Annotated in this window: 26 protein-coding genes; 17 read left to right on the top strand and 9 right to left on the bottom strand. The window is 54.4% G+C overall.

The window, feature by feature from the left end:
* Window positions 1–5 precede the first annotated feature (5 nt).
* The 6 genes from ACWAU0_RS17730 to ACWAU0_RS17755 all read left to right on the top strand — a co-directional run bounded on the left by ACWAU0_RS17730 (window position 6) and on the right by ACWAU0_RS17755 (window position 3,842).
* Window positions 6–653, top strand: coding sequence for a COG4648 family protein (locus tag ACWAU0_RS17730; RefSeq protein ID WP_101052294.1), 648 nt, complete (start codon window positions 6–8; stop codon window positions 651–653).
* Between the two features lie 2 nt (window positions 654–655).
* Window positions 656–1,033, top strand: a complete 378-nt coding sequence (locus ACWAU0_RS17735) for an ApeI family dehydratase (RefSeq protein WP_129871389.1) — start codon at window positions 656–658, stop codon at window positions 1,031–1,033.
* Window positions 1,017–1,760, top strand: coding sequence for a glycosyltransferase family 2 protein (locus tag ACWAU0_RS17740; RefSeq protein ID WP_458137447.1), 744 nt, complete (start codon window positions 1,017–1,019; stop codon window positions 1,758–1,760). The genes ACWAU0_RS17735 and ACWAU0_RS17740 overlap by 17 nt, the downstream gene beginning before the upstream one ends.
* On the top strand, window positions 1,757–2,734 hold the full coding sequence (locus tag ACWAU0_RS17745) for a lysophospholipid acyltransferase family protein (protein WP_458137448.1): 978 nt from the start codon (window positions 1,757–1,759) through the stop codon (window positions 2,732–2,734). The genes ACWAU0_RS17740 and ACWAU0_RS17745 overlap by 4 nt, the downstream gene beginning before the upstream one ends.
* Before the next feature lies 1 nt (window position 2,735).
* Entirely contained in the window at window positions 2,736–3,152 is a 417-nt protein-coding gene (locus ACWAU0_RS17750) for an acyl-CoA thioesterase (protein WP_171695439.1), read from the top strand.
* A 123-nt stretch (window positions 3,153–3,275) separates the two neighbouring features.
* Window positions 3,276–3,842 carry a hypothetical protein gene (locus ACWAU0_RS17755; protein WP_033156267.1) on the top strand — a complete coding sequence of 189 codons (567 nt, stop codon included), beginning with the start codon at window positions 3,276–3,278 and terminating at the stop codon, window positions 3,840–3,842.
* Between the two features lie 64 nt (window positions 3,843–3,906).
* On the opposite strand, the gene ACWAU0_RS17760 is transcribed toward ACWAU0_RS17755, so the two are convergent.
* The 3 genes from ACWAU0_RS17760 to ACWAU0_RS17770 are packed head-to-tail and all read right to left on the bottom strand — an operon-like array spanning window position 3,907 to window position 6,260.
* The gene (locus ACWAU0_RS17760) at window positions 3,907–4,284 is read right to left on the bottom strand and encodes a rhodanese-like domain-containing protein (RefSeq protein WP_033156266.1); all 378 of its coding nucleotides are present in this window, start codon (window positions 4,282–4,284) and stop codon (window positions 3,907–3,909) included.
* A gap of 30 nt (window positions 4,285–4,314) precedes the next feature.
* Window positions 4,315–5,145, bottom strand: a complete 831-nt coding sequence (locus ACWAU0_RS17765; RefSeq protein ID WP_225893098.1) for a polysaccharide deacetylase family protein — start codon at window positions 5,143–5,145, stop codon at window positions 4,315–4,317.
* Window positions 5,142–6,260, bottom strand: a complete 1,119-nt coding sequence (locus ACWAU0_RS17770) for an acyl-CoA dehydrogenase family protein (protein WP_319962838.1) — start codon at window positions 6,258–6,260, stop codon at window positions 5,142–5,144. The genes ACWAU0_RS17765 and ACWAU0_RS17770 overlap by 4 nt, the downstream gene beginning before the upstream one ends.
* A gap of 228 nt (window positions 6,261–6,488) precedes the next feature.
* On the opposite strand from ACWAU0_RS17770, the gene ACWAU0_RS17775 reads away from it, so the two are divergent.
* Entirely contained in the window at window positions 6,489–7,232 is a 744-nt protein-coding gene (locus ACWAU0_RS17775; protein WP_458137450.1) for a YkgJ family cysteine cluster protein, read from the top strand.
* Window positions 7,233–7,301: 69 nt separating this feature from the next.
* Here the strand turns inward: ACWAU0_RS17775 and ACWAU0_RS17780 are convergent, their stop codons facing one another.
* From ACWAU0_RS17780 to ACWAU0_RS17805, 6 genes are all read right to left on the bottom strand, one after another.
* Window positions 7,302–7,832 (bottom strand): REP-associated tyrosine transposase, encoded by a 531-nt coding sequence (locus ACWAU0_RS17780; protein WP_458137451.1) that lies wholly within the window; start codon window positions 7,830–7,832, stop codon window positions 7,302–7,304.
* Window positions 7,833–7,935: 103 nt separating this feature from the next.
* Window positions 7,936–8,883, bottom strand: coding sequence for a hypothetical protein (locus tag ACWAU0_RS17785; protein ID WP_458137452.1), 948 nt, complete (start codon window positions 8,881–8,883; stop codon window positions 7,936–7,938).
* 359 nt (window positions 8,884–9,242) lie between these two features.
* On the bottom strand, window positions 9,243–10,673 hold the full coding sequence (locus ACWAU0_RS17790; protein ID WP_458137453.1) for an amino acid adenylation domain-containing protein: 1,431 nt from the start codon (window positions 10,671–10,673) through the stop codon (window positions 9,243–9,245).
* Window positions 10,674–10,845: 172 nt separating this feature from the next.
* Window positions 10,846–12,132 carry a hypothetical protein gene (locus ACWAU0_RS17795; protein WP_458137454.1) on the bottom strand — a complete coding sequence of 429 codons (1,287 nt, stop codon included), beginning with the start codon at window positions 12,130–12,132 and terminating at the stop codon, window positions 10,846–10,848.
* Window positions 12,129–12,371 (bottom strand): acyl carrier protein, encoded by a 243-nt coding sequence (locus ACWAU0_RS17800; protein ID WP_171695431.1) that lies wholly within the window; start codon window positions 12,369–12,371, stop codon window positions 12,129–12,131. Before ACWAU0_RS17800 ends, ACWAU0_RS17795 begins: the two co-directional genes overlap by 4 nt.
* A 56-nt stretch (window positions 12,372–12,427) precedes the next feature.
* Entirely contained in the window at window positions 12,428–12,931 is a 504-nt protein-coding gene (locus ACWAU0_RS17805) for a methyltransferase family protein (protein ID WP_458137455.1), read from the bottom strand.
* 142 nt (window positions 12,932–13,073) lie between these two features.
* Here ACWAU0_RS17805 and apeE point away from each other — a divergent pair, with 142 nt between their 5' ends.
* The 10 genes from apeE (at window position 13,074) to ACWAU0_RS17855 (ending at window position 22,667) form a co-directional block, all read left to right on the top strand.
* Window positions 13,074–13,337 (top strand): ApeE family acyl carrier protein, encoded by a 264-nt coding sequence (gene apeE / locus ACWAU0_RS17810; RefSeq protein ID WP_033156258.1) that lies wholly within the window; start codon window positions 13,074–13,076, stop codon window positions 13,335–13,337.
* A 2-nt stretch (window positions 13,338–13,339) separates the two neighbouring features.
* Window positions 13,340–13,951 carry a COG4648 family protein gene (locus tag ACWAU0_RS17815; protein ID WP_458137456.1) on the top strand — a complete coding sequence of 204 codons (612 nt, stop codon included), beginning with the start codon at window positions 13,340–13,342 and terminating at the stop codon, window positions 13,949–13,951.
* A complete protein-coding gene (locus ACWAU0_RS17820) occupies window positions 13,948–14,580 on the top strand; it encodes a LolA family protein (protein WP_458137457.1) in 633 nt (210 codons plus the stop codon). The genes ACWAU0_RS17815 and ACWAU0_RS17820 overlap by 4 nt, the downstream gene beginning before the upstream one ends.
* 3 nt (window positions 14,581–14,583) lie before the next feature.
* On the top strand, window positions 14,584–16,914 hold the full coding sequence (locus tag ACWAU0_RS17825; RefSeq protein WP_458137458.1) for an MMPL family transporter: 2,331 nt from the start codon (window positions 14,584–14,586) through the stop codon (window positions 16,912–16,914).
* The gene (locus ACWAU0_RS17830; RefSeq protein ID WP_458137459.1) at window positions 16,914–18,116 is read left to right on the top strand and encodes a beta-ketoacyl-ACP synthase; all 1,203 of its coding nucleotides are present in this window, start codon (window positions 16,914–16,916) and stop codon (window positions 18,114–18,116) included. The genes ACWAU0_RS17825 and ACWAU0_RS17830 overlap by 1 nt, the downstream gene beginning before the upstream one ends.
* Window positions 18,116–18,865 carry a beta-ketoacyl synthase chain length factor gene (locus ACWAU0_RS17835; RefSeq protein ID WP_458139240.1) on the top strand — a complete coding sequence of 250 codons (750 nt, stop codon included), beginning with the start codon at window positions 18,116–18,118 and terminating at the stop codon, window positions 18,863–18,865. The genes ACWAU0_RS17830 and ACWAU0_RS17835 overlap by 1 nt, the downstream gene beginning before the upstream one ends.
* A 92-nt stretch (window positions 18,866–18,957) precedes the next feature.
* Window positions 18,958–19,368 (top strand): outer membrane protein assembly factor BamE domain-containing protein, encoded by a 411-nt coding sequence (gene bamE, locus ACWAU0_RS17840; protein WP_101052315.1) that lies wholly within the window; start codon window positions 18,958–18,960, stop codon window positions 19,366–19,368.
* A gap of 15 nt (window positions 19,369–19,383) precedes the next feature.
* On the top strand, window positions 19,384–20,592 hold the full coding sequence (locus tag ACWAU0_RS17845; protein ID WP_458137460.1) for an NAD(P)/FAD-dependent oxidoreductase: 1,209 nt from the start codon (window positions 19,384–19,386) through the stop codon (window positions 20,590–20,592).
* A gap of 220 nt (window positions 20,593–20,812) precedes the next feature.
* Window positions 20,813–21,658, top strand: coding sequence for a S26 family signal peptidase (locus ACWAU0_RS17850; protein ID WP_458137461.1), 846 nt, complete (start codon window positions 20,813–20,815; stop codon window positions 21,656–21,658).
* 91 nt (window positions 21,659–21,749) lie between these two features.
* Window positions 21,750–22,667, top strand: a complete 918-nt coding sequence (locus tag ACWAU0_RS17855; protein ID WP_240618004.1) for an AAA family ATPase — start codon at window positions 21,750–21,752, stop codon at window positions 22,665–22,667.
* Window positions 22,668–22,670 lie beyond the last annotated feature (3 nt).

Below are 22,670 nucleotides of genomic sequence, written 5' to 3' on the forward strand. Positions count from 1 at the left end.
CCTGGATGTTTAAAGATTTTTTCACCAATCGGGTCCTGACCAAGATTCAGGCAAATCCAGACACCCGCATTTGCCCAAAACCTCCAGCAGAGTCTCGGCAAATCATCCTGAATGTGATTATCGGGGCCGCGACGGTCAGCTATCCCTTTCTGATTTGGTTTTCCGCAGATTACTTTCAACCCCGTTCCATGGCTTTAGGGCTAGCTGGATTGTTCTTGCTGCGTTACTGGCTGCAAAAACAGCGTAAATCGGTGGCTGTAGCCGAGTCTAGGTTGATATTGGCCTGCGCGCTGTTTCTATTGCTGAGCGCACTGGTTAACGATGCCGACTGGCTGCTGGCTTATCCGGTGTTTGTTAGTCTGCTGTTTTTTGCGGTATTTGCCTTCAGTTTGATCCATCCGCCGACGGTAGTGGAACGCCTGGCCAGGCTGGAATTTCCGGATCTGCCCGCCCACGGCGTGCTGTATACCCGGAAAGTGACGCTGGTGTGGAGCGTTTTTTTTCTGGGCAACGCGGCAATTTCCTTGCTGACTATTTGGTATGGCGACCGCTGGTTGTGGAGCCTTTACAATGGTTGTATCTCGTATGTGCTGATGGGTTTGTTAATGGCAGCAGAAATGGCGGTACGCCGCAAAGTGAAGGCCAGCTTTTGAGTATGAAAAATCAGGGAAGCGCACCAGGCGTTTTGTTTCCGGAAACGCTAGGCGAACACATTCAGGCTGATGGTAGGGTGTTGGCTTTGCGCATTCCCAAAGATCTGACTTATTTCAACGGTCATTTCGACGAAATTGCGGTGGTGCCCGGAGTCGTGCAAATCCAATGGGCGGTGCATTATGCCCGGCAATACCTGGGTTTAACCCGCGACTTCAGTCATATGGAATCGGTAAAATTCAAAGAGCTATTGTTACCTGGACAGGAGCTGGAATTGGCATTGCACTATCTGCAACAAGCCGGCAAATTGACATTTTGTTACCGTTCGGCGACCTGCGAATACAGCTCGGGTAGAATTTACTTTCATGACCACCACCTTTAATCCCTGCATCTTGATTCCGGTTTATAACCACGAAAAGCCGCTCCTAGGCATTGTTGAGCGCTTGGCTACGCATCAACTGCCGTGCCTATTGGTGGATGACGGTAGCGATGCGTCTTGCGCCGAGGTGATTCGTGGCTTAGCCGAGCAATATGCCTGGGTGCAAAGTATCAGGCTGGAGAATAACCAAGGGAAGGGCGCGGCGGTCAAAGCCGGCATTCTGGCCGCTCAAACCCAAGGGTATTCGCACGGGCTGCAAATCGATGCCGACGGCCAGCACGATTTAAACGATGTGAATAAATTTCTAAACGCCGCCAAACAAGCGCCGGAAGCGGCAGTTATCGGTAGAGCGCTATTCGACGCATCGATTCCTAAACTGCGCTACTACGCCCGCTACCTGACCCATATTTGGGTACATATCAACACACTGTCTTTCGCCATCCCCGACTCGATGTGCGGCTACCGGGTTTACCCGCTTGAGTCTTGTGCAAAGTTGATTCAAAGCCAAGCCATGGAAAATCGCATGGGTTTTGATACGGAGATTTTGGTGCGGCTTTATTGGCAAGGCGTGACAGTCATCTCCATTCCCACTCAGGTGCGCTACCCGCTGGACGGCTTATCGCATTTCCGGGCTTTGGAGGACAATCTGCTGCTCAGTCAGACTCATGCCCGTTTATTTTTCGGTATGTTGTTACGCTGGCCCAAACTGCTACTGAGGCATTTTCAATGAAGCCCGAGAACACCGCCGCCCGGCATTGGGCAGCCGTGGAGGAAAACAGCCTGCTTTGGGGTATACAGGCTTTGGTATGGGTGTATCGGCAATTCGGACGCTGGGTGTTTCGGCTATTTTTGCGGCCGGTGGTGAGTTACTACTTTCTGGCCGGGCGTCTTGCCCGCGAGTCTTCCCGAGAATATTTGCGCCACTTGGCCGATTTTTACCCGGCGTTGGGTTTGGGCAGCGGACTCTGGCAAAGTTACCTGCATTTTTTGAGCTTTGGCGAAACCTTGCTGGATAAAATCGTGGTGTGGACCGGTAACATCACGCCTGAGCAAGTAGACTTTCCCAATCGTCAGCTCCTGTTGGATTTGATCGAACAAAAGCGCGGAGCCATGCTGCTGTCCGGACACATCGGTAACCTGGAAATTTGCCAGGCCATCGCCACGATGCGCGGCCACATCCATCTCAACATCTTGGTGCATACCAAACATGCTGAGAAATTCAACCGCCTGCTCGGCAGCCGCGGCAGCGCCACCATCCAACTAATTCAAGTGACGGAGTTAAGTCCCGCCATCGCGATTACCTTGCAGGAAAAGATCGAGCGCGGCGAATTTCTGGTGATGGTTGGCGACCGGATTCCGGTGCAAGGCGGCCGTACGGTGTCGGCCGGCTTTCTGGGTGAGGACGCCGAATTTCCGCAAGGCCCGTATCTGCTGGCTTCGCTGTTGCGTTGCCCGGTCTATACCTTGTTTTGCTTTCCGGTGAACGGTCGATTCAAGATCCATCTGGAACACTTCGCGGAATCTATTCGCATCCCGCGCGGTGAACCCAAAAGGCATGACATGCTGAAAAATCTGGCGCGACAATATGCCGAACGACTGGAAGCCTATTGCCGAATAGCGCCGCTACAATGGTTTAATTTTTACCCGTATTGGAGCAAGACAACTGCGGGCGATACCAGTCAGATAGCCGTCGAGGACAACTAATATGTTGCGCGCCGAAGTGGAATTAACTGTGCCGTTTCACGACATTGATTTACTTAACATTGCCTGGCACGGCCATTATTGCAAATACATCGAGATTGCCCGTTGCGCGATGCTGGATAAAATCGGCTACGGTTATATGGCGATGAAGGAAACCGGTTACGTCTGGCCGATTGTGGATTTGCAATTACGTTATGTGCGTCCGGCACAGTTCGAACAGCGGATCAAGGTATCAGCGGAGTTGGTGGAATGGGAATACCGGATGAAGATTAAATACCGGGTCGCCGACGCCGAAACCGGCGAAGTGTTGGCCAAGGGCCATACCATCCAGGCCGCTGTGGACGCGGACAGCCGCGAAATGTGTTTCGCTTCGCCGGCGGTGTTTTTGGAAAAGCTCGGGATTAAATCTGATTCGCCCTAGCTAGGTGCTTACTGTAGCGTTTGTGTTTTGGGCTGTTCCGGTTTGTCGTCTTTGTTGTACTGTCGCGTCGCCTGTTGCCTAGCGTCAGCCTGTTCTTAACCTTTTGCTCGAGGGATTTTGATTATGTTCAGAAAAAACTACATTGTGATGTTGCTCTGCTTGGCTGTGTTGGCGGTGGGCTGCAAGAAGGAGCTTAAGCCAGGTGAAGGTGCGGCAGCGGCTGTCCAGCCCGCGCAGGTTTACTATACGCAGTTCAGCCTGTTCCAAGAGCAGAACCGGTTCCGCACCACCAATTACCGTAAAGGCCAGTTGATTCCAATCAATACACCAGTAGCGCTGCTGAAACTGACCTCCGACGAGGCGGTGCTTAGAGTGGAATCCAGCGGCCAACTGATTACCATCGAAAACGTGCAAAAATTTACCAAAGACGATATGCCGATTGCTTTCAGTAAAATTGCCGGCACCAGTAAGGTAGACCTCAATCAATATACTCCCACCGAGCGCGAAAGTATTTTGGCAGGGCAGGTGAAGACAGGCATGAGCAAAAAAGCCGTGCTGGCCGCCATCGGCTACCCGCCGCAGCATGTCACGCCTTCGCTCGATAGCGACGACTGGACTTACTGGTCCAATCTATTCAACCGCTTTTTGGTGAAATTTAAAAACGGCAAAGTCGATAGCATTGTCGAATAAGCCCGGGGCTTTTGATGTACTGGAGCCGGCAGTTGCAGTTCCGGTTCCAGTAGCGATCATTGGACTATTCAAACCCAAATCCGGCTTTAGCCCAGGCTTTGGTTCCCCCTTCCAAATTGCGCAAATGCTCGTAACCTAGTTCGTGTAGCGTTCTAGCTGCGGCATTGCCCATCGGCCCACCTTCGCAATACAGATAAATCGGAGTGGTTTTATCTTGCGGCAGTTTATCCAGGTATTTCTCGACATTGTTGTAAGGAATAAACACATCGGTGCCTTTGATATGCCGCTGCTCCGGGGTATGCACGTCCACCAGAAAAATATCCTGCTGTTGCATCAGCTGATTTAGTTCCGGCGCGGTGACCATTTGTAAATAATCGGGTGCTTGAAACGCGCAGCCGCTCAAGAACAGGCTTAAAGCTGCACTGGCATAGGTTTTTTTCATGGCTTAATTCTCCGAAATCAGACAAATGCGTTAGGGATTTTGGCAACGATCCAAGCTTTCACTCAGCGTGACCGGTTGCAAATTCGCGACAGCAATGGCCTCCAGCAAGGGAGGAAGCACTTCTAGAATTACCGGCTGATTGTTGCTTGTGCGGGCAACATTACTGTCATGCAACAACAGAATGTCGCCAGCTTTCAGGTCTTTCAACAATTTCGCCAAGACGACTTGCGGATTGCCTTCAATCGTGTCAAAGCCGCGCTTGGTCCAACTAGCCAATTGCAAACCCAGGCGGCTGAGCACCGGATCAAGCAAAGGATTGCGCAAACCGACCGGCGGCCGAAAAAACCGGGGCCGAATGCCGGTCACCTCAGTCAGAGTATCCTGGGCCGCGTTTAGTTCGGCCATCCAGCCATTTAGCAGCAGAAACGGCAAATGATATTGGTGATGCATGCTGTGATTTTCGACCGCGTGGCCGCGTTTGACGATGTCCCGACACAAATCCGGGTAGCGTTGGGCTTTATCGGCGATGCAGAAAAACGTGGCTTTGGCGCCGAAGCGATCCAGCAGGTCCAGCACGGCGGGGGTGATTTCAGGATCGGGGCCATCGTCTATGGTAATGGCAATGTCGCCCCGCGCGGCGGCGGCAGGCGGCAGCGAGGTCCAGTTCGAGCCTACCCAAGAGCAACGCGGCCAAAGCCCGGCAAAGGTTAAAACCAACTGATCGGCAATAAAAGTCATCAAGGCCCAAGGCCAAATGCTTGGTTGAATAACTATCGCCAGCGGAGCGGCTATTGTTATTGCCAATGAAACCTTCATTAGCGGCGTAGGCTGCCAGTTGCGGTAAGCGGAAAAATTCATCATGAATGGGGGTGCGTGTTTAACCGGTAAGCGTCGCCGGTACCGAGCAGGGCGGCGATCAGATTTTTCTGCACTTCCGAGCTGCCAGAAAAAAGCCGCCCGGCTAGCGCATCCTGGACCAATTCAGCCATCGCGCCCCCCGATTCCAAGCCGGCCGCGCCCATGATCTGCACCGCATCCAGGCTGGATTGCAAGAAAGCCTCGGCCGCATACAACTTGGTTTGCGCCGACGCCATCGTCAGGCGTTGGCCGGCGTCGCACAATCGCGCGCATTCCCCCAGCCATAAATTGACGGTGTCCAGCCGTAACTTCATCTCGGCGATGCGATGGCTGACGGCCTGATGCTTACCCAAATGCACGCCGCCGGAGCGCCGCTCCCGGCTATAACGAACCACTTCCGCCAATTGCCAATCCATGAGCCCGGCGATGCCGGCGAACACGAAGGCCCGTTCGTACTCCAAAGCCTTTTGGATCATCTGGGTGCCGGCGCCGATTTTTCCGAGCAGGCGATCGGCATCGATTCGACAATCTTGCAAACTCACGCTGCCGGTGGCGCTGCCCCTGCAGCCATCCAATGCACTTTCATTGCTGAAATGGCAGCCGTCATCTTCACGGGACACCAGGAAAGCGGAAATCTTGCCGTCCAATTTGGCGTAAATCACCAACCAGTCGGCCATTGGCACGTTAGTGATATAACGCTTTTCGCCGTTTAGTAGATAACCGTCGCCCGCTTGTTTGGCATGAGTAGTCATCGCTTGCACGTCGGAGCCGCAAGACGGCTCGGTGATGGCATGCCCGCCCAGCCAGTCTCCGCTCAACAAAGCCGGCAGAAATTTTTCTTTCTGCGCCTCGCAGCCGTACAACAAGATAGGGTATACAGAACCCCACAGATGGGCGTTGATCGCCAGCATCAGACCGGGATCGCGACAAGTTTCGCCAAGGCGGCGATGGGTTTCGACTAACGAGGCAAAGTTATCGCCAAAACCGCCGACGGCAGAGGGCAGGGCATGTCGAAATACACCAAGTTCAGCGACGGCACGCAAACGGACTTTGATTTGGGTTTCATTCGGTCGGCCTGCGTAAGCAAGGATCTCGGAAAAATCAGTGGCTATAGTCATGGTTTAGGATTTGAGCAAACGCAATGAATTTGCATTGTATTGTATCGTTCCCAAGCTCCGGCGTGGGAACGAAGGCATACAGCGTCGAGGCAAGCTTGCAAAGACAAAGTTTCTGTTTTTCGCAAAAGCTTCTATGCTGGTTAGGCTTGGAACGCCAGGTCCCACCGCTTGCGATTGGTCAACCAGAGTAAGCCTGGCTAGAAAATTATCAATAACTTAAAAGCACGTATGAGCAAAACCACACCCGCCAACGTCAAACTAACGCTTTACGGTAAGCCTATCGAGCTGAAATTCAGCGCGCCAACGGAAAAAGTGACGCCGGTAGCGATGCTGCCGGCACTGCATCGCATCAACAACACTTTTGTCGAAACCGCAGTGGCTGCCTTTGTTACGGACCAGGAGACCATCTCCTGCCAAGCCGGCTGCGGCGCCTGCTGCCGACAAGTCGTGCCGTTGGCGGAATTCGAAGCCTACCAAATCGCCGGCGTGGTCGAGCAATTGCCCGAGCCCAGGCGTTCCACGGTCAAGCAGCGCTTTGCCGACGCTTGCGAAAAACTGGACGCTATCCAGTGGCTGAGCCGGCTCGAACAGATGCTGGCTGAAGGCACCAGCCACGAAGCGGTAGAGCAACACGCGCTGACTTATTTTCAGCAAGGCGTCCCCTGTCCGTTTTTGGAGGCAGAAAGCTGCTCCATCCACCCGGTCCGGCCCTTGGCTTGCCGAGAATATCTGGTGACATCGCCGGCCGAACATTGCCAAAACCCGACACAGGAACACGTCAGGCACATCGAGTTAAAATTTCAGGTGTCCAAAATTGTCCGCAAACTTTGGCGCACCAGCCATATCAAAGACCTGGATTCGGTGCCGATGATTTACGCCTTGCAATGGGTCAAGAAACACCCCAACCAATTTCCAAAAAAGCGTGGCGAGGCTTGGCTGCGGGAGTTTTTTGACTATATGGCGAATCCGTGACGGCCGGTTTTTCTTATCGTTCCCACGCTCCAGCGTGGGAATGCCGCCCCAGACGCTCCAGCGTCACGGCTACCAAGTATCGATTTCGATCAAGCCGCCTAATCCCGCATAGTTCGCAGCACTGGAATAGCGCCAATGCTCGGGCAAATTTACATAACCCCGCTTCACCGGATTGGCATGAATATAATCTAACTTCTCCCGCATCATCGCTTCATTAAGAATCAGCTCCGCATGCACACCCTCCTGCCAGAACTGAAACTCCCGATCATGCTTGTGAGCGCATTTGGCAAACCGTAATCTCTGCAATAAATGTTCGGCTCGTTTCGCTTGCAGATGATTGATGATCCGCCGCGCGGTATAGGCTTTGAAACTGGCAACGCATTTATCCAGCGTGGCGCTCTGCGCGATGAAATGCAGATGGTTTTCCAGAACCACATAGCCATACAGTTTCAAGCCGACCTGTTGCCGTTGAAATTGCCAGCAGTCGAGCAGGATTTGCACGGTTTCCGGCCGAGTAAAGACCGGCAGCCATTCCACGACCGTGCAGGTCATGAAATGCGCTTGCTGGGGTTCAGTGATGATGTAACGACTTCGGGCCATTGGCTGTTTGTTGGTTTAGGACGCTGGAGCGTCCGGGGCTACGTTCCCACGCGGAGCGTGGGAACGATGGAAACGTAGAATTAATGGGCACTGCACGGCTTTATCACGCAGCGCCCGGTGGGTCGCAGGGTTGGGCATCACTGTTAGGGTCAGTGGTTTGGCTATCCATCCCCATGTGCATGTCGACAAGCCGATCAGAGAACAAGATGCCAATTCTTCCATTTTGCTGGTTCAATCCAAGGTTGCGCTTGTTTGACATCATGTCGATGTTCTTCTTAACATCGGGCTTCATGCAGGATGTCAAATATTCAATGAAAGTATTTACTGTTGCCACCTCTTCAGAGAGACGCTGCAACCCAACCGCATTGATTTCAACACCCACAGTACGCTCCCACATGCTTCGATATTCCTTGAATACCGGAACTCTTCCGTGGAAGTAGACGTCATTGAAACGGAGTTTTTCGAGAACAACATTGCCATGCAACAAATCGTTCCGTTCGTTGACAAGGGTGTGATAGGCCTTGCATGCTGGCGATGTATAGTCCACTGGGTTTTCAAAACCAACGCAAGTTATATGCAGCGATTTCACGCGGACATCGATTGGTTGTCGAATTGTGTTTTCTCGTAGCCGTTCGTCACTCTTGAGTTCTGGGCGCATTAGTGCGAACAGCAAAAAGTTGACATACGCCTCTGCCATCACTGGCAGCATAGAGCGAATACCAAAGCAAAGACCAAGCCCCTTGCTGTATCTGCCGAGAATTTCTCCACATCTGTCTTGCTGGATGTCATCGATCTCGGTGATATCGGGGATAGCTTGCGTTTCTGGCTGAAGGTCCAAGGCGTGAACATCGGATAGCATCTTCTCGATCGTGCGGCGTAACCGCTGATAGGGGTTCACAAATTCCGTCCACTTTTCAAGCGACTTTCGAATCTCGCCGATTTTCTGCCCATAGTTTGCAAAATCTGCCTTGATTTGCGCGGCGAAGATTTCGCTATCGACATCAGATACGTTCAGTCCACTGGAAACCCATATTTCGGTTCTGAAGTTCATCCCTTGAATGTGGATAGTCCCAGATGGGTGATCTAGAACCCACTCCCAGTGAATCAAGTTGTCGGAACTGTTATTGCGTAAGAAGTTTTGCGGACCATTCGGCCTACCAAATCTTGCACCAAGGTAGCAGTAAAGATCAGCCGGACTTACCTCAGACCGCCATTTCCAGACCACCATACCCCTGTGCGTTGGCCCTTTCCGAAGGCGATCAAAGATGAACTTCGGGTGAGGGCATGTCAGGGAAGCAAGGAAATTCTCGGCTAGTGGCATAGCGATGCCCAACAAGTGATTATGAAGTTTCTGTATATCATCTCCGATTGCCGCAACCTAGACAATCCAAGGGTTAGCGAATTTCGGAGTCATCCTTGAGTTTCTAGCAACATCAAATGCCGATAATCCACCTTCCCATTCGCCAATCGCGGCAACTCTTCCAAAATCAGATAACGACTCGGGTGCATATAGGCCGGCAATTGGCGGCTGAGTAACTTCCGAATCTCGGCGATGCTCATTCCCGGTTCCAAAACCACTGCCAAAGCCGGGCGCTGGCCGGCGGTTGGGTCGTCCACACCGATCACGGCGCAACCTTTGACACCAGTGATGGCATTAATGACCGCCTCAATTTCCGCCGGTTCGACGCGGTAGCCGGAACATTTCAGCATGCGTCCCAAGCGGCCGTGAAAGCGGTATTCGCCGTGCTCCTGGCTGGCGCGGTCGCCGGTAGGATACCAATCGTCAGGGTTTAGAAAGGACTGCACACCGCCGTCGCGCCAGTAGCCGCTGGCTAGCGTCGGTCCGCGAACCCATAACTCGCCGGTGTCGGCGGCTATGCGCAGTTCGCAACCGGCGGCAGGGAGGCCGATGGGGATGGTTTGCTCGGCGATCAAACGCTCGCGTTGTACCGGCCAATAGCAGCAGACATTGGTTTCGGTGGGGCCGAAGAAATTGTACAAGGTGGTCAGCGGCAAACTGGCGGCCAGATCGATCAGCGCCGGGGTGGGGAACACCTCGCCGGCGAAAATAATGAAGCGCAAAGCCGCCAGCGGGGTTTGTGCCAAATTGCCTTTGTAAGTGAGGAAGGCCAGCAAGGAGGGCACGGTGTACCAGCCGCTGATGGCGTGTTCGCTCAGCCAGGCGCTTAACCGAGCTGGGGCCATGGTCAAGCCGGCCGGGATGAAATGCAGGCTGGCACCGCTACCTAACACGGCGTAAAGATCGAAGGTGGATAGATCGAAGAAAAACGGTGCGCTGCTGGCGATGCGGTCGGCAGGCGTTAAAGTCAGCAAATCGGCGGCCCACGATGCGAATGCTGATACCGCTCTATGGCTGAGCGCTACGCCACGCGGTTGGCCGGTGGAGCCTGATGTATACAAAATCGCCGCCAGCGATTCGGCGGGAGTTTCAACTGGAGCTGACACACCTTCGTTACAGTTGGCGATGTCCAGCCACAAATTTTCATCTAGCCAGTCAGGCGCCGAATCCGATCCTACTACTGCGCAAACCCGAGCATCAGCGACGATAAAGCTCAGTCTGGGTGCCGGATTCTTCAGATCTAAAGGCACATAGCAGGCTCCCGCCAACAAGACACCGAACAGCGCGCAGGCGGCATCTATGCCGCGATCCAGATGTACCGCGACCGGCTGGCCTGGACGGACGCCTCTTGCTTGCAAGGCAGCGGCAATGGTTTGGGCCTGTTGCAGTAATTGCCGATAGCTGACTTGCCGGTCTTGCTCTTGCAAAGCCGGGGCGTCGGGCTGGAGTTGGCATTGGTGTAGAAAAGGCGCTAGCAACATCGGTTTAGGTTTCGCTAAAAAATGACGATTTTATGGTTCCCACGCTCCCGCGTACCCACGGGGCATAAATGGGAACCCGGTCAGGGACGCTCCCGCGTCCAGAACCGCTGGAGCGGTTCTAACTGCATTCCCACGCTGGAGCGTGGGAACGATGGGTGGAGATGAGCGAGTATTATGGGCTATCCAATAACTCGACATTCATCCGTGCGATCACCGCATCCAACCAAGATTCGTCGATCGCCGGCGACAAGTAGCTATAGGACAAAACCAGCTTGCCGTCGAGTTGGCAGGCCAGCAGCGCCAAACCGGGCGGCAAGGTCATCCAGCACATCAGCGATAGATCAGTCACTGGGACACCTAGAAAGCCTTTCTTGCTCCAGGACAATTCGCCAATGTCGGAAAACCACAAGGAGCTCAACTCACCGCCGCTGTGTTGTTTACGCAGCACTTTCGCGTATTTGTCGGGCGATAGCCATTGGCCCAGCCACATCAACGGCAGGTAGGCCAAGTCCAGTTCATCGCGCACCACTTGCTGATGTTCGCTGAGTAAGTGTGCAAACAAGCCTGTTCTATCCCGCACTTGCTCGCGAGTGGCGCGGGCGAACAGGCAGCCGATATGATTGCCGAATACCGGCGTCGGAGCGTTCTGGCGGCGCAGGTTAAACGCATAAGGGATGCAATAACCGTCTTTAGCGGCCGGCGGGCCGACCAGTTCCATCGCCTGCATGAAGCAGCCGAGATAGTACAAGGTACGCCCGGTCAAGCCAGTGGCTTGTTGCGCCAGTTTGGCGATGCGTTGCGATTGGTCGGCATCGAAACGCTGTACTTTTAAGTGCAGGCGTTGCGAGCCTTGTTCAATTTGCGTGGGCAGGCAACTATCCAGGCTATTGGCGGCGGTATTGTGGCGTTTGGCTTTGAAGAATAACTGCAGTTTTTTCCAGAAGTTCCATTGCGCCAGTTTGGCTTCGATTAAGGACGAAGATTCCTTGAAGCTGTCCGGCCGCTCGGACGACAGAAAGTCCAGCAATATCTTGCAACCGCGCGCGTCCAACAAGGGATGCAGCCAGATCAGCAGCAAAGTACCGCCATCTGCGCCGGCTATCCAGTGCACGATCAGCGGCCGGGATTCCAGGCGATTGAAAATGTCCAGCAATAAGCGTTTGGTTTCGTCGGCTTCATCCGCGCTCGGCTGGCATTGATGAAGTTCCAGCGGTATGGGGTTGCCGGTGGCAACCCAGGCAAAACGCTTGCCGCGCGGCTGAATAACGGCTGAGGATTGAGGAAAACGCTCCACCAGCAAATCCAGGCGCTTTTGCAGATCGGACAAATCCGGCGTTTCCGCCAACTGCAAGGCAAAGCCGCAATACCCGCCGGGCATCCCGGCGTTGCGAATTTCTTGATCGAGTACGTAGGTAAAATAATCGCCGGGATTGAAGAGCTGTTCTTGAGAGTTTGTCATCCGGCGTAACCGCTACGGCGGATCCAGCTTTCCAGCGAGTTCAGACTGCCGACGTTATCCGGTTCGATTTCGGTGTCCGGCAGCGTCACGCCAAATTCTTTTTCGGCAAACATGATCAGGCGCATGATGCCCATGCTGTCCAGGCCGGCGTCCAACAGGTTGTCGTCGTCGCCGAATGAGGCCGGGTCTTCGTGATAAATCAGTTCGGCAAAGATGAAATGCTTGAGTATTTCCTTCATGGCAGCAAAAGGTGGGTGAGTTAAAAACAAATCCTAGTCAAAGCGCAGCACTCGCGTTAAATCGGCTCCGGGGAAAAGGCTTTTGACGCAAAACCCCAGCGCGGCACTTGCCGACAATAGTGGCTGTAAGACGCGCCAAACCGGCTGGTCAAATCCGGTTCTTCGCGAAACACCACGGTAATATGAAAAAACAGCGCAATCGAGCCGGCATAGACTATCAGGCCCGGATCAGCATATAGCAAACATTCCGCCAGCAACACCAGCAATACGCCTTGAAACATTGGATTGCGGGTCCGCCGATACAGGCCGCTCACGACCAGTTTTTTGGGTGGATCGATAGGCGCGGGGGTACCCAAGCCCGCGACGGCGAATTCCCAGGCGCAGCGCAGGTAAATAGCCAGACCCAGCATGATACACAAGCCGGCAGGTATCACCCATGCCGCATTTACTGTCTGCCAGTTGTCCGGATCGGAAAGTAAGTAGTAAGGCAGGTAAATCAGCACCGCGCCGGGGACGATCAGGGTAAACAGCAGGATTTTGAAGGCCAGGAAAGGACGCACGTATCGGTCTGTCGGGTTTGGAAGTTCGGATGGGCTAAGCTTGCGGCAATTTTGGCATTACCCGTGCCGCAATCCAAGTGATTTTGAACCGCTGCGGGAATTTGTGTAGAATCCGGCGTTTGTTAATGGAACTTGAACAGCCATGTCAGAAGACTTGATCAGCCAATTGAAAACCATGCTTATCGAGGGCTTGCTCCTGGAAGACATCGTCCCGGATGACCTGTCACCGGATGATGCTTTGTTCGGCGGTGGATTGGGCTTGGACTCTATCGACGCGCTGGAAATCGGCGTGATGCTGGACCGGCAATACGGCATCAAGATCACCTCCGGCGACGAACGCAATAATCAGATATTTCTCTCTCTCCGCTCGCTCGCCGAATTCGTCGCCGCTAATCGCACCCGTTAACCATGGGGCATGCTGTCAAACCGCTGATTATCGCCGGTGTTGTAGTCGCTTATCCTTTTCTGAGTGCGTATCTGGCCGGTCTCGGTTTTGCCAGCTTTGAACTCATCGTCTTCGCGGCGCTGACCTTGTGGCGCGGTTTTACCGCCTCCGGACTAGTGGCGCGTTTGCTTAGTTTTTTACTGGCTGCGGTGTTGCTGGCCGGTGCCTATTTCGCCACGACCTATTTTGTCTGGCTGGTGCCGTCGTTTGCCTATTTGTGGCTGACTTTTTTATTCGGGCATACCCTGTGGTCGCCGCCTTCTTTCATTGAACGCTTGGTGCGTTTACAGTTTCCCGAATTGATGCCGGGCATTGCCAAGTATTGCCGGCAACTAACCTGGATTTGGATCGGTTTTTTTGCCGCCAATATTGTTATTTGCGCCGTGCTGCCGGCGCTTGCCGGGCAAACCGCTTGGGCGCTTTACACCGGTGTGGTGGTGTATCTATTGATGGGTCTGCTGGGAACCGGTGAATGGTTTTACCGGCACAAGCGCTTTCCGGATTTGGAGATTCCACCGGCGCTGGAGACCTTCAAATGCATCGCAACGAACGGCCATAAGGTATTCAAGGGATGAAGATTAACCGCACGCTGTGTTTGCTTTTAGCCATAGTACCCGTGCTTGGATGGGCTGATGACGCGGTCCTGAGCGAGTTATTGACTCGAATCCGCCAAACAGGTCAGGCGCAGTTTCAGTATGAGGAAACCCGCGTGCTGGAACTGGCAGACGCGCCATGGCACGGACAAGGTGTCATGCTGTCCGGCACCGACGGCAGCCTCGTCAAATTGCAACTGCAACCGGCGCGGGTGATTATGGCGATCACCGAACAGCGCATGCTTTACTGGGACCCGCAGCAAAACCAGCGCCACAGCGCGGCTTTGGATTCGGCGGGGCCGGCGGGCGAGCAAATCAAAGTGTTTCGCAGCATCCTGCAAGGCCGCACCGAAGACTTGCAGCTTAACTATGCCATCACCGCCGCCAAGCAAGGTCAGCAATGGAGTTTGCTGTTGACGCCAAAAACCGAGTTGAGCGGTGATGATCTCCCGTCTATTGAAATAGCCGGCGATGACCAAGACCAGCAACGGCGCATTTCAATCAAACAGCCGGACGGCGAATCCACCGAATACCGCATGCACAAAGCCACGGCAGCACAACAACAGGGCTATTCGCTCCCCAGTTTGTTGCGGGAAGCCAGCGGAGAGTAGGGCGTGTCTTTTGTATGGCGAAAACGCTGGTTCGTGCTGCTGTTTCCTTTATTCCTGGCCATCACGTTCTGGCAGATCAAGGTCGAGACAGACCTGAACGCTTTTTTTACCGCGACCGACGATGAAGACTCCAGGCTGTTGGCCGGCTTGTTGAAGTCAGGCGAGCTGTCGCGGCGCTATTTGCTGGTGGTGGAAAAGTCCGATCACCCTCCAGTGACAGACGCCACGATTGGCGGCGAAACCCCAATTTCCCTGGCCGCATTCAGTGCCAGACTGCTTAGTCAGTTAGCTAAGCTGGGTGACGTGGAGCAAGTGTGGCCGGCCGATCAGCCGCCCCGCGACTGGGTCGATGCCGTAGCTTCGTATGCGCCATACCACGCCCGGTTGTTCAGTCTAAACCCCGAACAAGACGCGCCTGATTTGTTCGACCCAACCCAGTTGCCGGCCAAAGCCGCAGGATTGAAGCAAGCCTTGCTGTCGCCGCAAGGTAGCTTTGTGAAAACCATTGCCAAGCAAGATCCGTTGTTGCTGTCGCTCAACGGCTTCAAGGCGTTACAGGGGCAATTTCAGCAGCAAGCCAAACGCAGTCAGGGTGGCGCGTTAATCTTGCAAAGCCGGCCGGCGGCGCTGGATTCGGCAGCGCAGACGCGCCTGCAAGCGGCGATTCGGGCCGGCTTCGACAATTTGAACGCAGAAGCCGGCGGCGCGTTTAAGTTGTCGATGGCCGGGGTGCCGGTGTTCAGCGTCTCCGCGCAGAGCGAGATTAGTCAGGATGTGACGCTGGTGTCGGTGGTGTCCAGTCTGGCGGTGGCCTTAGTATTTTTATTCCTGTTTCACTCGTTCTCGGCTTTGCATTGGGTGATGATGGTGCAGGGCGCGTCGTTTGTAATCGGCACCCTGGCAACGGCTTTAGTCTTTCCGCAAGTCCACAGTCTGACGCTGGCCTTGGGCGCCAGTTTGATCGGCATCTCCTCCGATTACCCGATTCATGTGATGGTGCATTGCGCTAAGCATCGCAATACTCCGCTAGCGGCGGCCAAGCTGTTGTGGCCCAGCCTGTTGATGGGCGGCTTGACCACGGTGATCGGCTACGGCGCCTTGGGCTTTACCGGTTTTCCAGGCTTCGAGCAAATTGCCGTATTTGCCTTGGCCAGCGTCGTCGGCTCGCTGGGCTTGACCCGCTGGGTATTGCCGGCTTTGCTGATCAATTCATCGTTGCACGCCGCACATTTGCCGGGCATCGGCGCTTGGGTGGATTTTTGCGGCCGGCACCGGAAAATCTTGCTCGGCCTGTTCGCCGCAAGCGTCGTCATGGCTGTGCTATGTCTGCCGCAAATTCGTTGGATGAGCGATATGCAGCAACTGGCGGTCAATATGGATAGCTTAAAACAGCAGGATGCGGCAGTGCGCGCGCATTTTTCCAGTATCGAACCGGGCCGTTTTGTGTTGATACAAGCCGACGACTGGGAAACTGCGCTGCAACGGTCCGAAGCCGCCGAACGCCGGTTGCAGTCTTTAAAGCAAGCCGGAGTCATTAGCGAATATCACGGCCTGTTTCCGTGGTTGGTATCCAAGCAGTTGCAAACCGAGAACAGCCAGGTTTACCAACGTGGCCTGACGCCGGAATTTCAGCAAGCTTGGCAAGCCGGCTTAGCTCAGGCGGGCTTGTCGGTCGAGAAGTTAGGGACGTTAGCCCCGGCGTCCCCCGCAGCGCTGCAACCTGAGTCGGTGATGGACTCGCCGGTCAGACATATTCTGTCCGGGCAAATAGTCAGTGGGCAAACCGGGGTGATGTTGTCGCTGTGGTTGGGAGAACACGATCCCGAGAAACTGATAGCGGGCCTGGCCGGTTTGGAATGTACGCGTTATTTCAGTCAAAAAGATCAATTGGATCATTTGGCGGGTAAATACCGAGACCGATCCTTGCTTATGCTGGGCGTTGGCATCGCGGTGATGGCCTTGTTCATCTGGCTGCAACAACGCAATCTGCGCAAGGTGTTTTTGACCTTGCTGCCTTCGGTGGCATCCGTTCTGTTCATTTTCGCGACGTGGGCGCTGATGGGCGAAGAAGTCAGTTTTCTACACGTGATCGGCCTGTTATTGTCGGTATCGTTGTGCGTGGATTATGGCATATTCTTTATCGATAATCGCGGTAAGGATGCCGATGTTACCTACCATGCGATCGCCTCATCCACACTGACCACAATCGCTTCATTCGGCGCGCTGGGTTTGGGCAAGACGCCGACCTTGCCAATTCTGGCGCTCTCGGTAAGCTTGGGGGTGACCTTGGGTTTTCTTCTCTGCCCTTTACTGATCCAGAAACCGAAGAATTAATGAGTATTTCCCCGCTGATTTCTCCAGTCGCCGTCACGGCCTACCAGTGCGTTAGTGCCGGTGGCGACGATGTAGAAGCCTTGTATGCCAGCCTGATCGCCAACCGTACTTGCCTGAAACCGCTGACGCTATTTGCTATTCCTTTTGATACCTTGGTAGGCGAGGTGGCTTCACCGTTACCGGAAATTCGCCCTAGCTTGCAGGCCTATGACTGCCGCAACGCCAGACTGGCTTTAAAAGCGCTGGCGCAAGGCGATTTTCGCGCCAACGTGGAGCGGGCAATCGCAAGCTACGGCAAGGCACGTGTGGGTTTAGTCCTGGGCACTAGCACCTCCGGCATCTACGACTCCGAGAATGCGTATTCTCATCTGCTACAAGACGGCGTAATGCCTGACGATTTTTACTTTACCAAGGTGCAAACGGCCCAAGCGACTGCCGAGTTTTTAAAGCTGGAGTTTGGTTTGCAAGGGCCTTGCTATGCCATTTCCACGGCCTGTTCGTCCAGCGCCAAAGCCTTGGCGGCGGCGCAAAGATTGATTAACGTAGATTGTTGCGACGCGGTGTTGGTGGCTGGCGTGGATAGTTTATGCCGTCTGACGCTGCACGGCTTCAGCAGTTTACAGCTTATCTCGCCGGACGCCTGCAGACCAATGGATGCCGAGCGCCAAGGCATCAACATAGGGGAGGGCGCTGCTTTGCTATTGCTGGAAAAGCCACGCGCCGACCATGACGACAGGCCTAGATTGTTGGCAGTAGGCGAATCTTCCGACGCCCACCACATGAGTGCCCCTCATCCGGACGGTGCCGGTGCCGCTACAGCAATGGCTCAAGCCTTGCGTCTGGCGGGACGCGATGTTGGCTCGGTCGATTACATCAATCTGCACGCCACAGCCAGTTCGCTGAACGATCTTTCCGAAGCTAGAGCCGTGGCCAGCCTGTTTCCAAACCCGCCGCCCTGCAGCGGCGTGAAGGGTTTGCTGGGTCATACCCTGGGTGCGGCAGGTGCGGTGGAGACTGTGGTTAGCCTACTGGCTTTGGAGCATGGGTTTCTACCCGGTACCTGCGGCTTGCGGCAACCGGATCCGGTATGCCTGTTCCCGGTGGTCGATGCACCGAACCTGGAAATTAGCCCGCGACTGATCTTGAGTAATGCGTTTGGCTTTGGCGGCAACAACGCCAGCGTGTTACTGGAGGCCGCGTGATGGACTGCATGAGCCTGCTTGGCTTTGGAGCCTGTGCGCCGGACGCCGAGTTTAGGGCCAGTCTGCCGTTTCCAGCCTTTGATATTGACCGCGAAGCGATTCCGCCGCTGTTGCGCCGGCGCAGTAGCCAAGCGATGCAAATGGCGTTTAGCGCTGCTACTGCGGCTTGCGGGCATGCCCGGCGTTCGCCCGCGACGCTACCCTCGATATTTGCCAGTGTGGCCGGCGAAATAAAGACCACCGATCAACTCTGCAGCGAATTGGTCAAAGCGGATGGTGTGATTTCTCCGGCTGCTTTTCATAATTCCGTGCAAAACACCGCGGCCGGTTATTGGAGCATCGCCCAACAATGCACTCAGCCTGCCAGCGCCATAGCCGCCGGGACCGACACCTTTGCGATGGCCATGCTGGAAGCCTGGTGCCAGTTGGCTTGCCAGGGTGGTGAACTGCTATTGGTTTGTTACGATGAAATTTGGCCGGAATATCTGGCGTCCGGTAAGGGCAGTCCGGCTTTTGCCTGCGCGTTGGTATTGGCGGCAGGTGCGGTGGTGGGTAGTTCCTTGCAACTAGGCAGGCCACAACCTGGCGAGGCCATTTTTCCATCAGCCTGGACAAAATCCGCGGATAGCATGCCCATTTTAGGCGCCATTCCCTTGCTTGAAGCCGCTTCAGTTAAGTCAGGAGCGCAAGCTATAGCGCTAACGCCGAATACGGCGGGCTGGCAAGTTGATTTAGGTAGTTGGAAGTAATGGCTTTTATTATCCAAAAACAGACAAGGCTGAAAAACTGCGGCAACTGAACTACTATTGACCGCTACCAAAACTAAGCAAAAGGTATTTCCGTGAAACACTATAAAACTTTGGCATTCTTCGCGACTCTGGCGCTGGCTGCCGGCTGCGCATCCAGCAATAAGGCGCCCGCGCAAGCAGGCACGCCGGCGGCTCAATCAAGCACCGCCCCGGAATCGCGGATTGACGGTAATTTTCCGGCCAATAGCCCATTCGCCAAACTCAAGCTGGGGATGACTCAGGGCCAAGTCCATGAAATTCTCGGCCAACCCACAGATACCAAGTCTTACCAAACCGGCAAAGCCTGGATTCCGTTTTATTTCGGTCCGGACGTGATGCGGACCGATGAGTTTTACAAAGGTGTGGGCATCATTACTTACACCGGTGCCGGCATCGGCGGCGTGCATTGGACTGTGTTTCGGGCCATTTACAATGCAGCCGAAGACGGTTATCCGAACGATTAATCAATATATCTCTGAATGATGCTCGACAATAAGCAAAACGGTTTTGACTATGATGTTGCGGTCGTCGGAGGCGGTCCGGCCGGCTCGACGGCCGCGACCTTGCTGGCGCAATATGGCCACAAGGCTTTGCTGTTGGAGAGCGGCAGGCATCCGCGTTTTCACATTGGCGAATCCATGCTGCCGTTCAGCGAACCGGTCATCCAACGCTTAGGGATAGATTGGAGCGCTGGCAACCTATCGAAAAGCGGAGCGGTGTTCATCGACGAAGCCACCAAACAGCGCATGTATTTTCCGTTGGCAATCAATCGCAAGACCTACCAGATCGAACGCGCCCCATTCGATCAGATGCTGTTTGAAAACGCCGGCAAACACGGCGTTGATACGCATCAGGACGAAAAAGTGCTGGACGTTGCCTGCCAACCGGCAGGGGTGGACATCCTGTCCGATAAAGGCCAATACCGCTGCCGTTATCTGATCGATGCCACGGGCCGCAGCGCGTTAATGGGCAGGAAAGACAAAGCCATCAGGCGTATCGACAATTTGGGCAAATTTGCGGTGCATACCCACTTCGAGGATATTCAAGCGGGCGAGGAGGCTGACGAATTGTTCCGTTCCGGCAATATATACGTGCCGGTCGTCGACATAGGCTGGATCTGGATCATTCCGTTGGCTGGACACCGCTTGAGCGTGGGCTTGGTGGTACAGAAAGAGCGTCCCAAGGACTGCGATGCGGAAGAATTGTTACGCCGTTATTTGGCGGCATCGCCGCTCCTGAGTCGTTTGATAACAGGAGCGGCGCAATTCGCGCCCGTGCGAGTTGAAGCGGATTTCAGTTACACCAACCAAAGCCGCTACGGCGTCCGCTATGCCTGCTGCGGCGATGCGGCCGGCTTCCTCGATCCGGTGTTTTCGTCCGGCGTATTTTTAGCCTTCACCAGCGCCGCCCGAGTTGCCGACCGCGTCCATTTTGGGCTAAGCGACGGGCGGGAAGCCGATCCTGATCTGCACACCGAGGACGATGACCAGTACTTGCTGGGTTTTAATACGATGCGATTATTCGTCGAACGTTTTTATCAATCCAATATTGTCCATAACTTGTTTTTCGAAGCCGACCGCGATCCGGATTTGAAAGCCCAGATCGCGCAACTGTTGGCCGGCGATTTATGGGTAGACGACAACAAACTGCAACAAAGCCTACTGGCTGGTCGCCGCAGTGTAAGTTAGTTTTTCCGGAAATTTCCAGCCTTTGCCGGCTAAGCAGCATTTTTTACCTCCCCAAACCATCTAAACCCATCACTAAAACATCAAATTTTTGCTCGGCGCTGTTGGCGCAATGCCAAACATTAGGCATATCCCAACCCGACCATCCATCTGTCCGCGTCGCCGAAATGCGCGGTTTGTAGGCTGTGCTAATCTTTAGGGCTTTTGACTCGGACGAATCACTATGCGCGTTAATCGATCTTCATTGGGGCCAACGCTGCTCAGCCTGCTGGCGGTGGTCGTTTTCGGCTGTCCGATTATTTACACTGTTATGTACCACCCGATCAGCCGCATGGCATCGGCCAATCCCTTATACAAGGAGTTGTCCAAGAACGCTTTTATGGTAATGTCCGCTAAAGTGGATTTGGCAGCAGGACGCTTGATCAGCTTTGACGATGCGGCCGGCAAACTGCAGATCAGCAGAATCGTCGGTATGCCCGGCGATGAAGTCGGTTTTGCGGCGGGCATATTGTCGGTTAATGGCAAACCGGCCGGAAAATATCCGCAGAGTGCATTGCCCAACTCGACGTTAATCGTGCCGCAACAAGCCGTTTTCTTTTTCCCGGATTTTATTCCCGACACTGCGGAGTCCGCGAATCCCGGGACATTGGCAAACCATCTGCTGGCGCATAGCAACATAAATGCAAGCGTGCTTTATGTATTCGATCAAGCGACGTCGGCGGCCGAGCACCCGGAACTATTCGTTTACGGTTCGGCTTTGATCGTGCTCTATGGCCTGGTATTTTTCGGACTGGGCAAGCGTAAGGAGCGTATCTTTAAACCGGTTTATTACTTGGCGCGAATTAGCGTTGGTTTGAATTTTGCGATCTGGTTATTGCTCGGAGTCATAGGCCTATCGGTTGGTTATAACGCCGTCATGCCGGCCATTTATTATGCGTTTGTTTCCTGGTTGACGTTTTTTGGCTTATCTGTCGCCGCAGCGGGCACGACACTGGTGGCGATTGTGATATTCGCGGTGTTAGCGCTATTTTCCGATACCGAATTCGCAGCCAAGCGCCTTAACTCGTAGTCCGAATGACAAACGGCTAAGCTCTGCTAAGCTTGGCTCTCCCATTTCCCGCTCACATCTTTAACAGGACAATCCTCAACTAATGGATGCCATGCTTTCTTTAATTGAAAACGTCGAAAAAGTCATTATCGGCAAACGGCCGGTCATCGAATTGGCCGTGGTCGCGATGCTGTGCCGCGGCCATGTGTTGCTTGAGGATGTGCCGGGGACCGGCAAGACCATGTTGGCCAGGGCATTGGCCCGTTCGGTGGCGGTGGACATGAAACGCCTGCAATGCACCTCGGATTTATTACCGTCCGACATTACCGGCGTCGCTATCTACAATCAAAAAACCGCCGATTTCGAATTCCGGCCAGGGCCGGTATTTACCCATCTGCTGCTAGCCGACGAAATCAACCGAGCCACACCGCGCGCGCAATCGGCGTTGTTGGAATGCATGGAAGAATTTCATGTCAGCGTGGACGGGTATACACATGAACTGCCCAAGCTGTTTATGGTGCTGGCCACCCAAAACCCAATCGATATGGCCGGCACCCACGCCTTGCCGGAAGCACAGCTGGACCGGTTTTTCATGCGCTTGCGGATGGAGTACCCCAATATCGAACAGGAAATGCGGATACTGGCGGCGCAAACCCAGACTCATCCTATCGACAGCTTGCCGGCCGTCACGTCCGAAGCCGATATTCTAGCGGCGCGGGCTCAGGTCAAGGCGGTGCATATCAGTATGGACGTGGCTAAGTATATGGTCGGTATCAGCGCTGCCAGCCGCCAGCATAGCGATTTGCGCTTGGGTATCAGTCCGCGCGGTACCTTGGCCTTGGCACGCGGTGCACAAGGCTTGGCTTATTTACGCGGTCGGGATTTCGTGTCGCCGGATTTGGTGAAAAGCATCGCGCCGGCCATTTTGGAACACCGCCTGATCGTCAAACCGCAGGCCGCGGTGCTGGGGCGCAACGCTGGCGAAATTCTCGCGGAAATTCTCGACCGGCTGCCACCGCCGGTAGTTTGATCG

The organism is Methylomonas sp. Uni0009, from assembly GCF_054188105.3.

What these genes read in the sequence shown, in the direction of transcription:
- ACWAU0_RS17795 (WP_458137454.1), bottom strand. Translation starts at nt 12,132, where the DNA reads ATGACAAACTCTCAAGAACAGCTCTTCAATCCCGGCGATTATTTTACC.
- ACWAU0_RS17765 (WP_225893098.1), bottom strand. Translation starts at nt 5,145, where the DNA reads ATGATGAATTTTTCCGCTTACCGCAACTGGCAGCCTACGCCGCTAATG.
- ACWAU0_RS17820 (WP_458137457.1), top strand. Translation starts at nt 13,948, where the DNA reads ATGAAGATTAACCGCACGCTGTGTTTGCTTTTAGCCATAGTACCCGTG.
- ACWAU0_RS17775 (WP_458137450.1), top strand. Translation starts at nt 6,489, where the DNA reads ATGAGCAAAACCACACCCGCCAACGTCAAACTAACGCTTTACGGTAAG.
- ACWAU0_RS17745 (WP_458137448.1), top strand. Translation starts at nt 1,757, where the DNA reads ATGAAGCCCGAGAACACCGCCGCCCGGCATTGGGCAGCCGTGGAGGAA.
- apeE (WP_033156258.1), top strand. Translation starts at nt 13,074, where the DNA reads ATGTCAGAAGACTTGATCAGCCAATTGAAAACCATGCTTATCGAGGGC.
- ACWAU0_RS17785 (WP_458137452.1), bottom strand. Translation starts at nt 8,883, where the DNA reads ATGAACTTCAGAACCGAAATATGGGTTTCCAGTGGACTGAACGTATCT.
- ACWAU0_RS17835 (WP_458139240.1), top strand. Translation starts at nt 18,116, where the DNA reads ATGGACTGCATGAGCCTGCTTGGCTTTGGAGCCTGTGCGCCGGACGCC.
- ACWAU0_RS17750 (WP_171695439.1), top strand. Translation starts at nt 2,736, where the DNA reads ATGTTGCGCGCCGAAGTGGAATTAACTGTGCCGTTTCACGACATTGAT.
- ACWAU0_RS17800 (WP_171695431.1), bottom strand. Translation starts at nt 12,371, where the DNA reads ATGAAGGAAATACTCAAGCATTTCATCTTTGCCGAACTGATTTATCAC.
- ACWAU0_RS17850 (WP_458137461.1), top strand. Translation starts at nt 20,813, where the DNA reads ATGCGCGTTAATCGATCTTCATTGGGGCCAACGCTGCTCAGCCTGCTG.
- ACWAU0_RS17790 (WP_458137453.1), bottom strand. Translation starts at nt 10,673, where the DNA reads ATGTTGCTAGCGCCTTTTCTACACCAATGCCAACTCCAGCCCGACGCC.
- ACWAU0_RS17760 (WP_033156266.1), bottom strand. Translation starts at nt 4,284, where the DNA reads ATGAAAAAAACCTATGCCAGTGCAGCTTTAAGCCTGTTCTTGAGCGGC.
- ACWAU0_RS17735 (WP_129871389.1), top strand. Translation starts at nt 656, where the DNA reads ATGAAAAATCAGGGAAGCGCACCAGGCGTTTTGTTTCCGGAAACGCTA.
- ACWAU0_RS17740 (WP_458137447.1), top strand. Translation starts at nt 1,017, where the DNA reads ATGACCACCACCTTTAATCCCTGCATCTTGATTCCGGTTTATAACCAC.
- ACWAU0_RS17755 (WP_033156267.1), top strand. Translation starts at nt 3,276, where the DNA reads ATGTTCAGAAAAAACTACATTGTGATGTTGCTCTGCTTGGCTGTGTTG.
- ACWAU0_RS17830 (WP_458137459.1), top strand. Translation starts at nt 16,914, where the DNA reads ATGAGTATTTCCCCGCTGATTTCTCCAGTCGCCGTCACGGCCTACCAG.
- ACWAU0_RS17845 (WP_458137460.1), top strand. Translation starts at nt 19,384, where the DNA reads ATGATGCTCGACAATAAGCAAAACGGTTTTGACTATGATGTTGCGGTC.
- ACWAU0_RS17855 (WP_240618004.1), top strand. Translation starts at nt 21,750, where the DNA reads ATGCTTTCTTTAATTGAAAACGTCGAAAAAGTCATTATCGGCAAACGG.
- ACWAU0_RS17815 (WP_458137456.1), top strand. Translation starts at nt 13,340, where the DNA reads ATGGGGCATGCTGTCAAACCGCTGATTATCGCCGGTGTTGTAGTCGCT.
- ACWAU0_RS17780 (WP_458137451.1), bottom strand. Translation starts at nt 7,832, where the DNA reads ATGGCCCGAAGTCGTTACATCATCACTGAACCCCAGCAAGCGCATTTC.
- ACWAU0_RS17730 (WP_101052294.1), top strand. Translation starts at nt 6, where the DNA reads ATGTTTAAAGATTTTTTCACCAATCGGGTCCTGACCAAGATTCAGGCA.
- ACWAU0_RS17770 (WP_319962838.1), bottom strand. Translation starts at nt 6,260, where the DNA reads ATGACTATAGCCACTGATTTTTCCGAGATCCTTGCTTACGCAGGCCGA.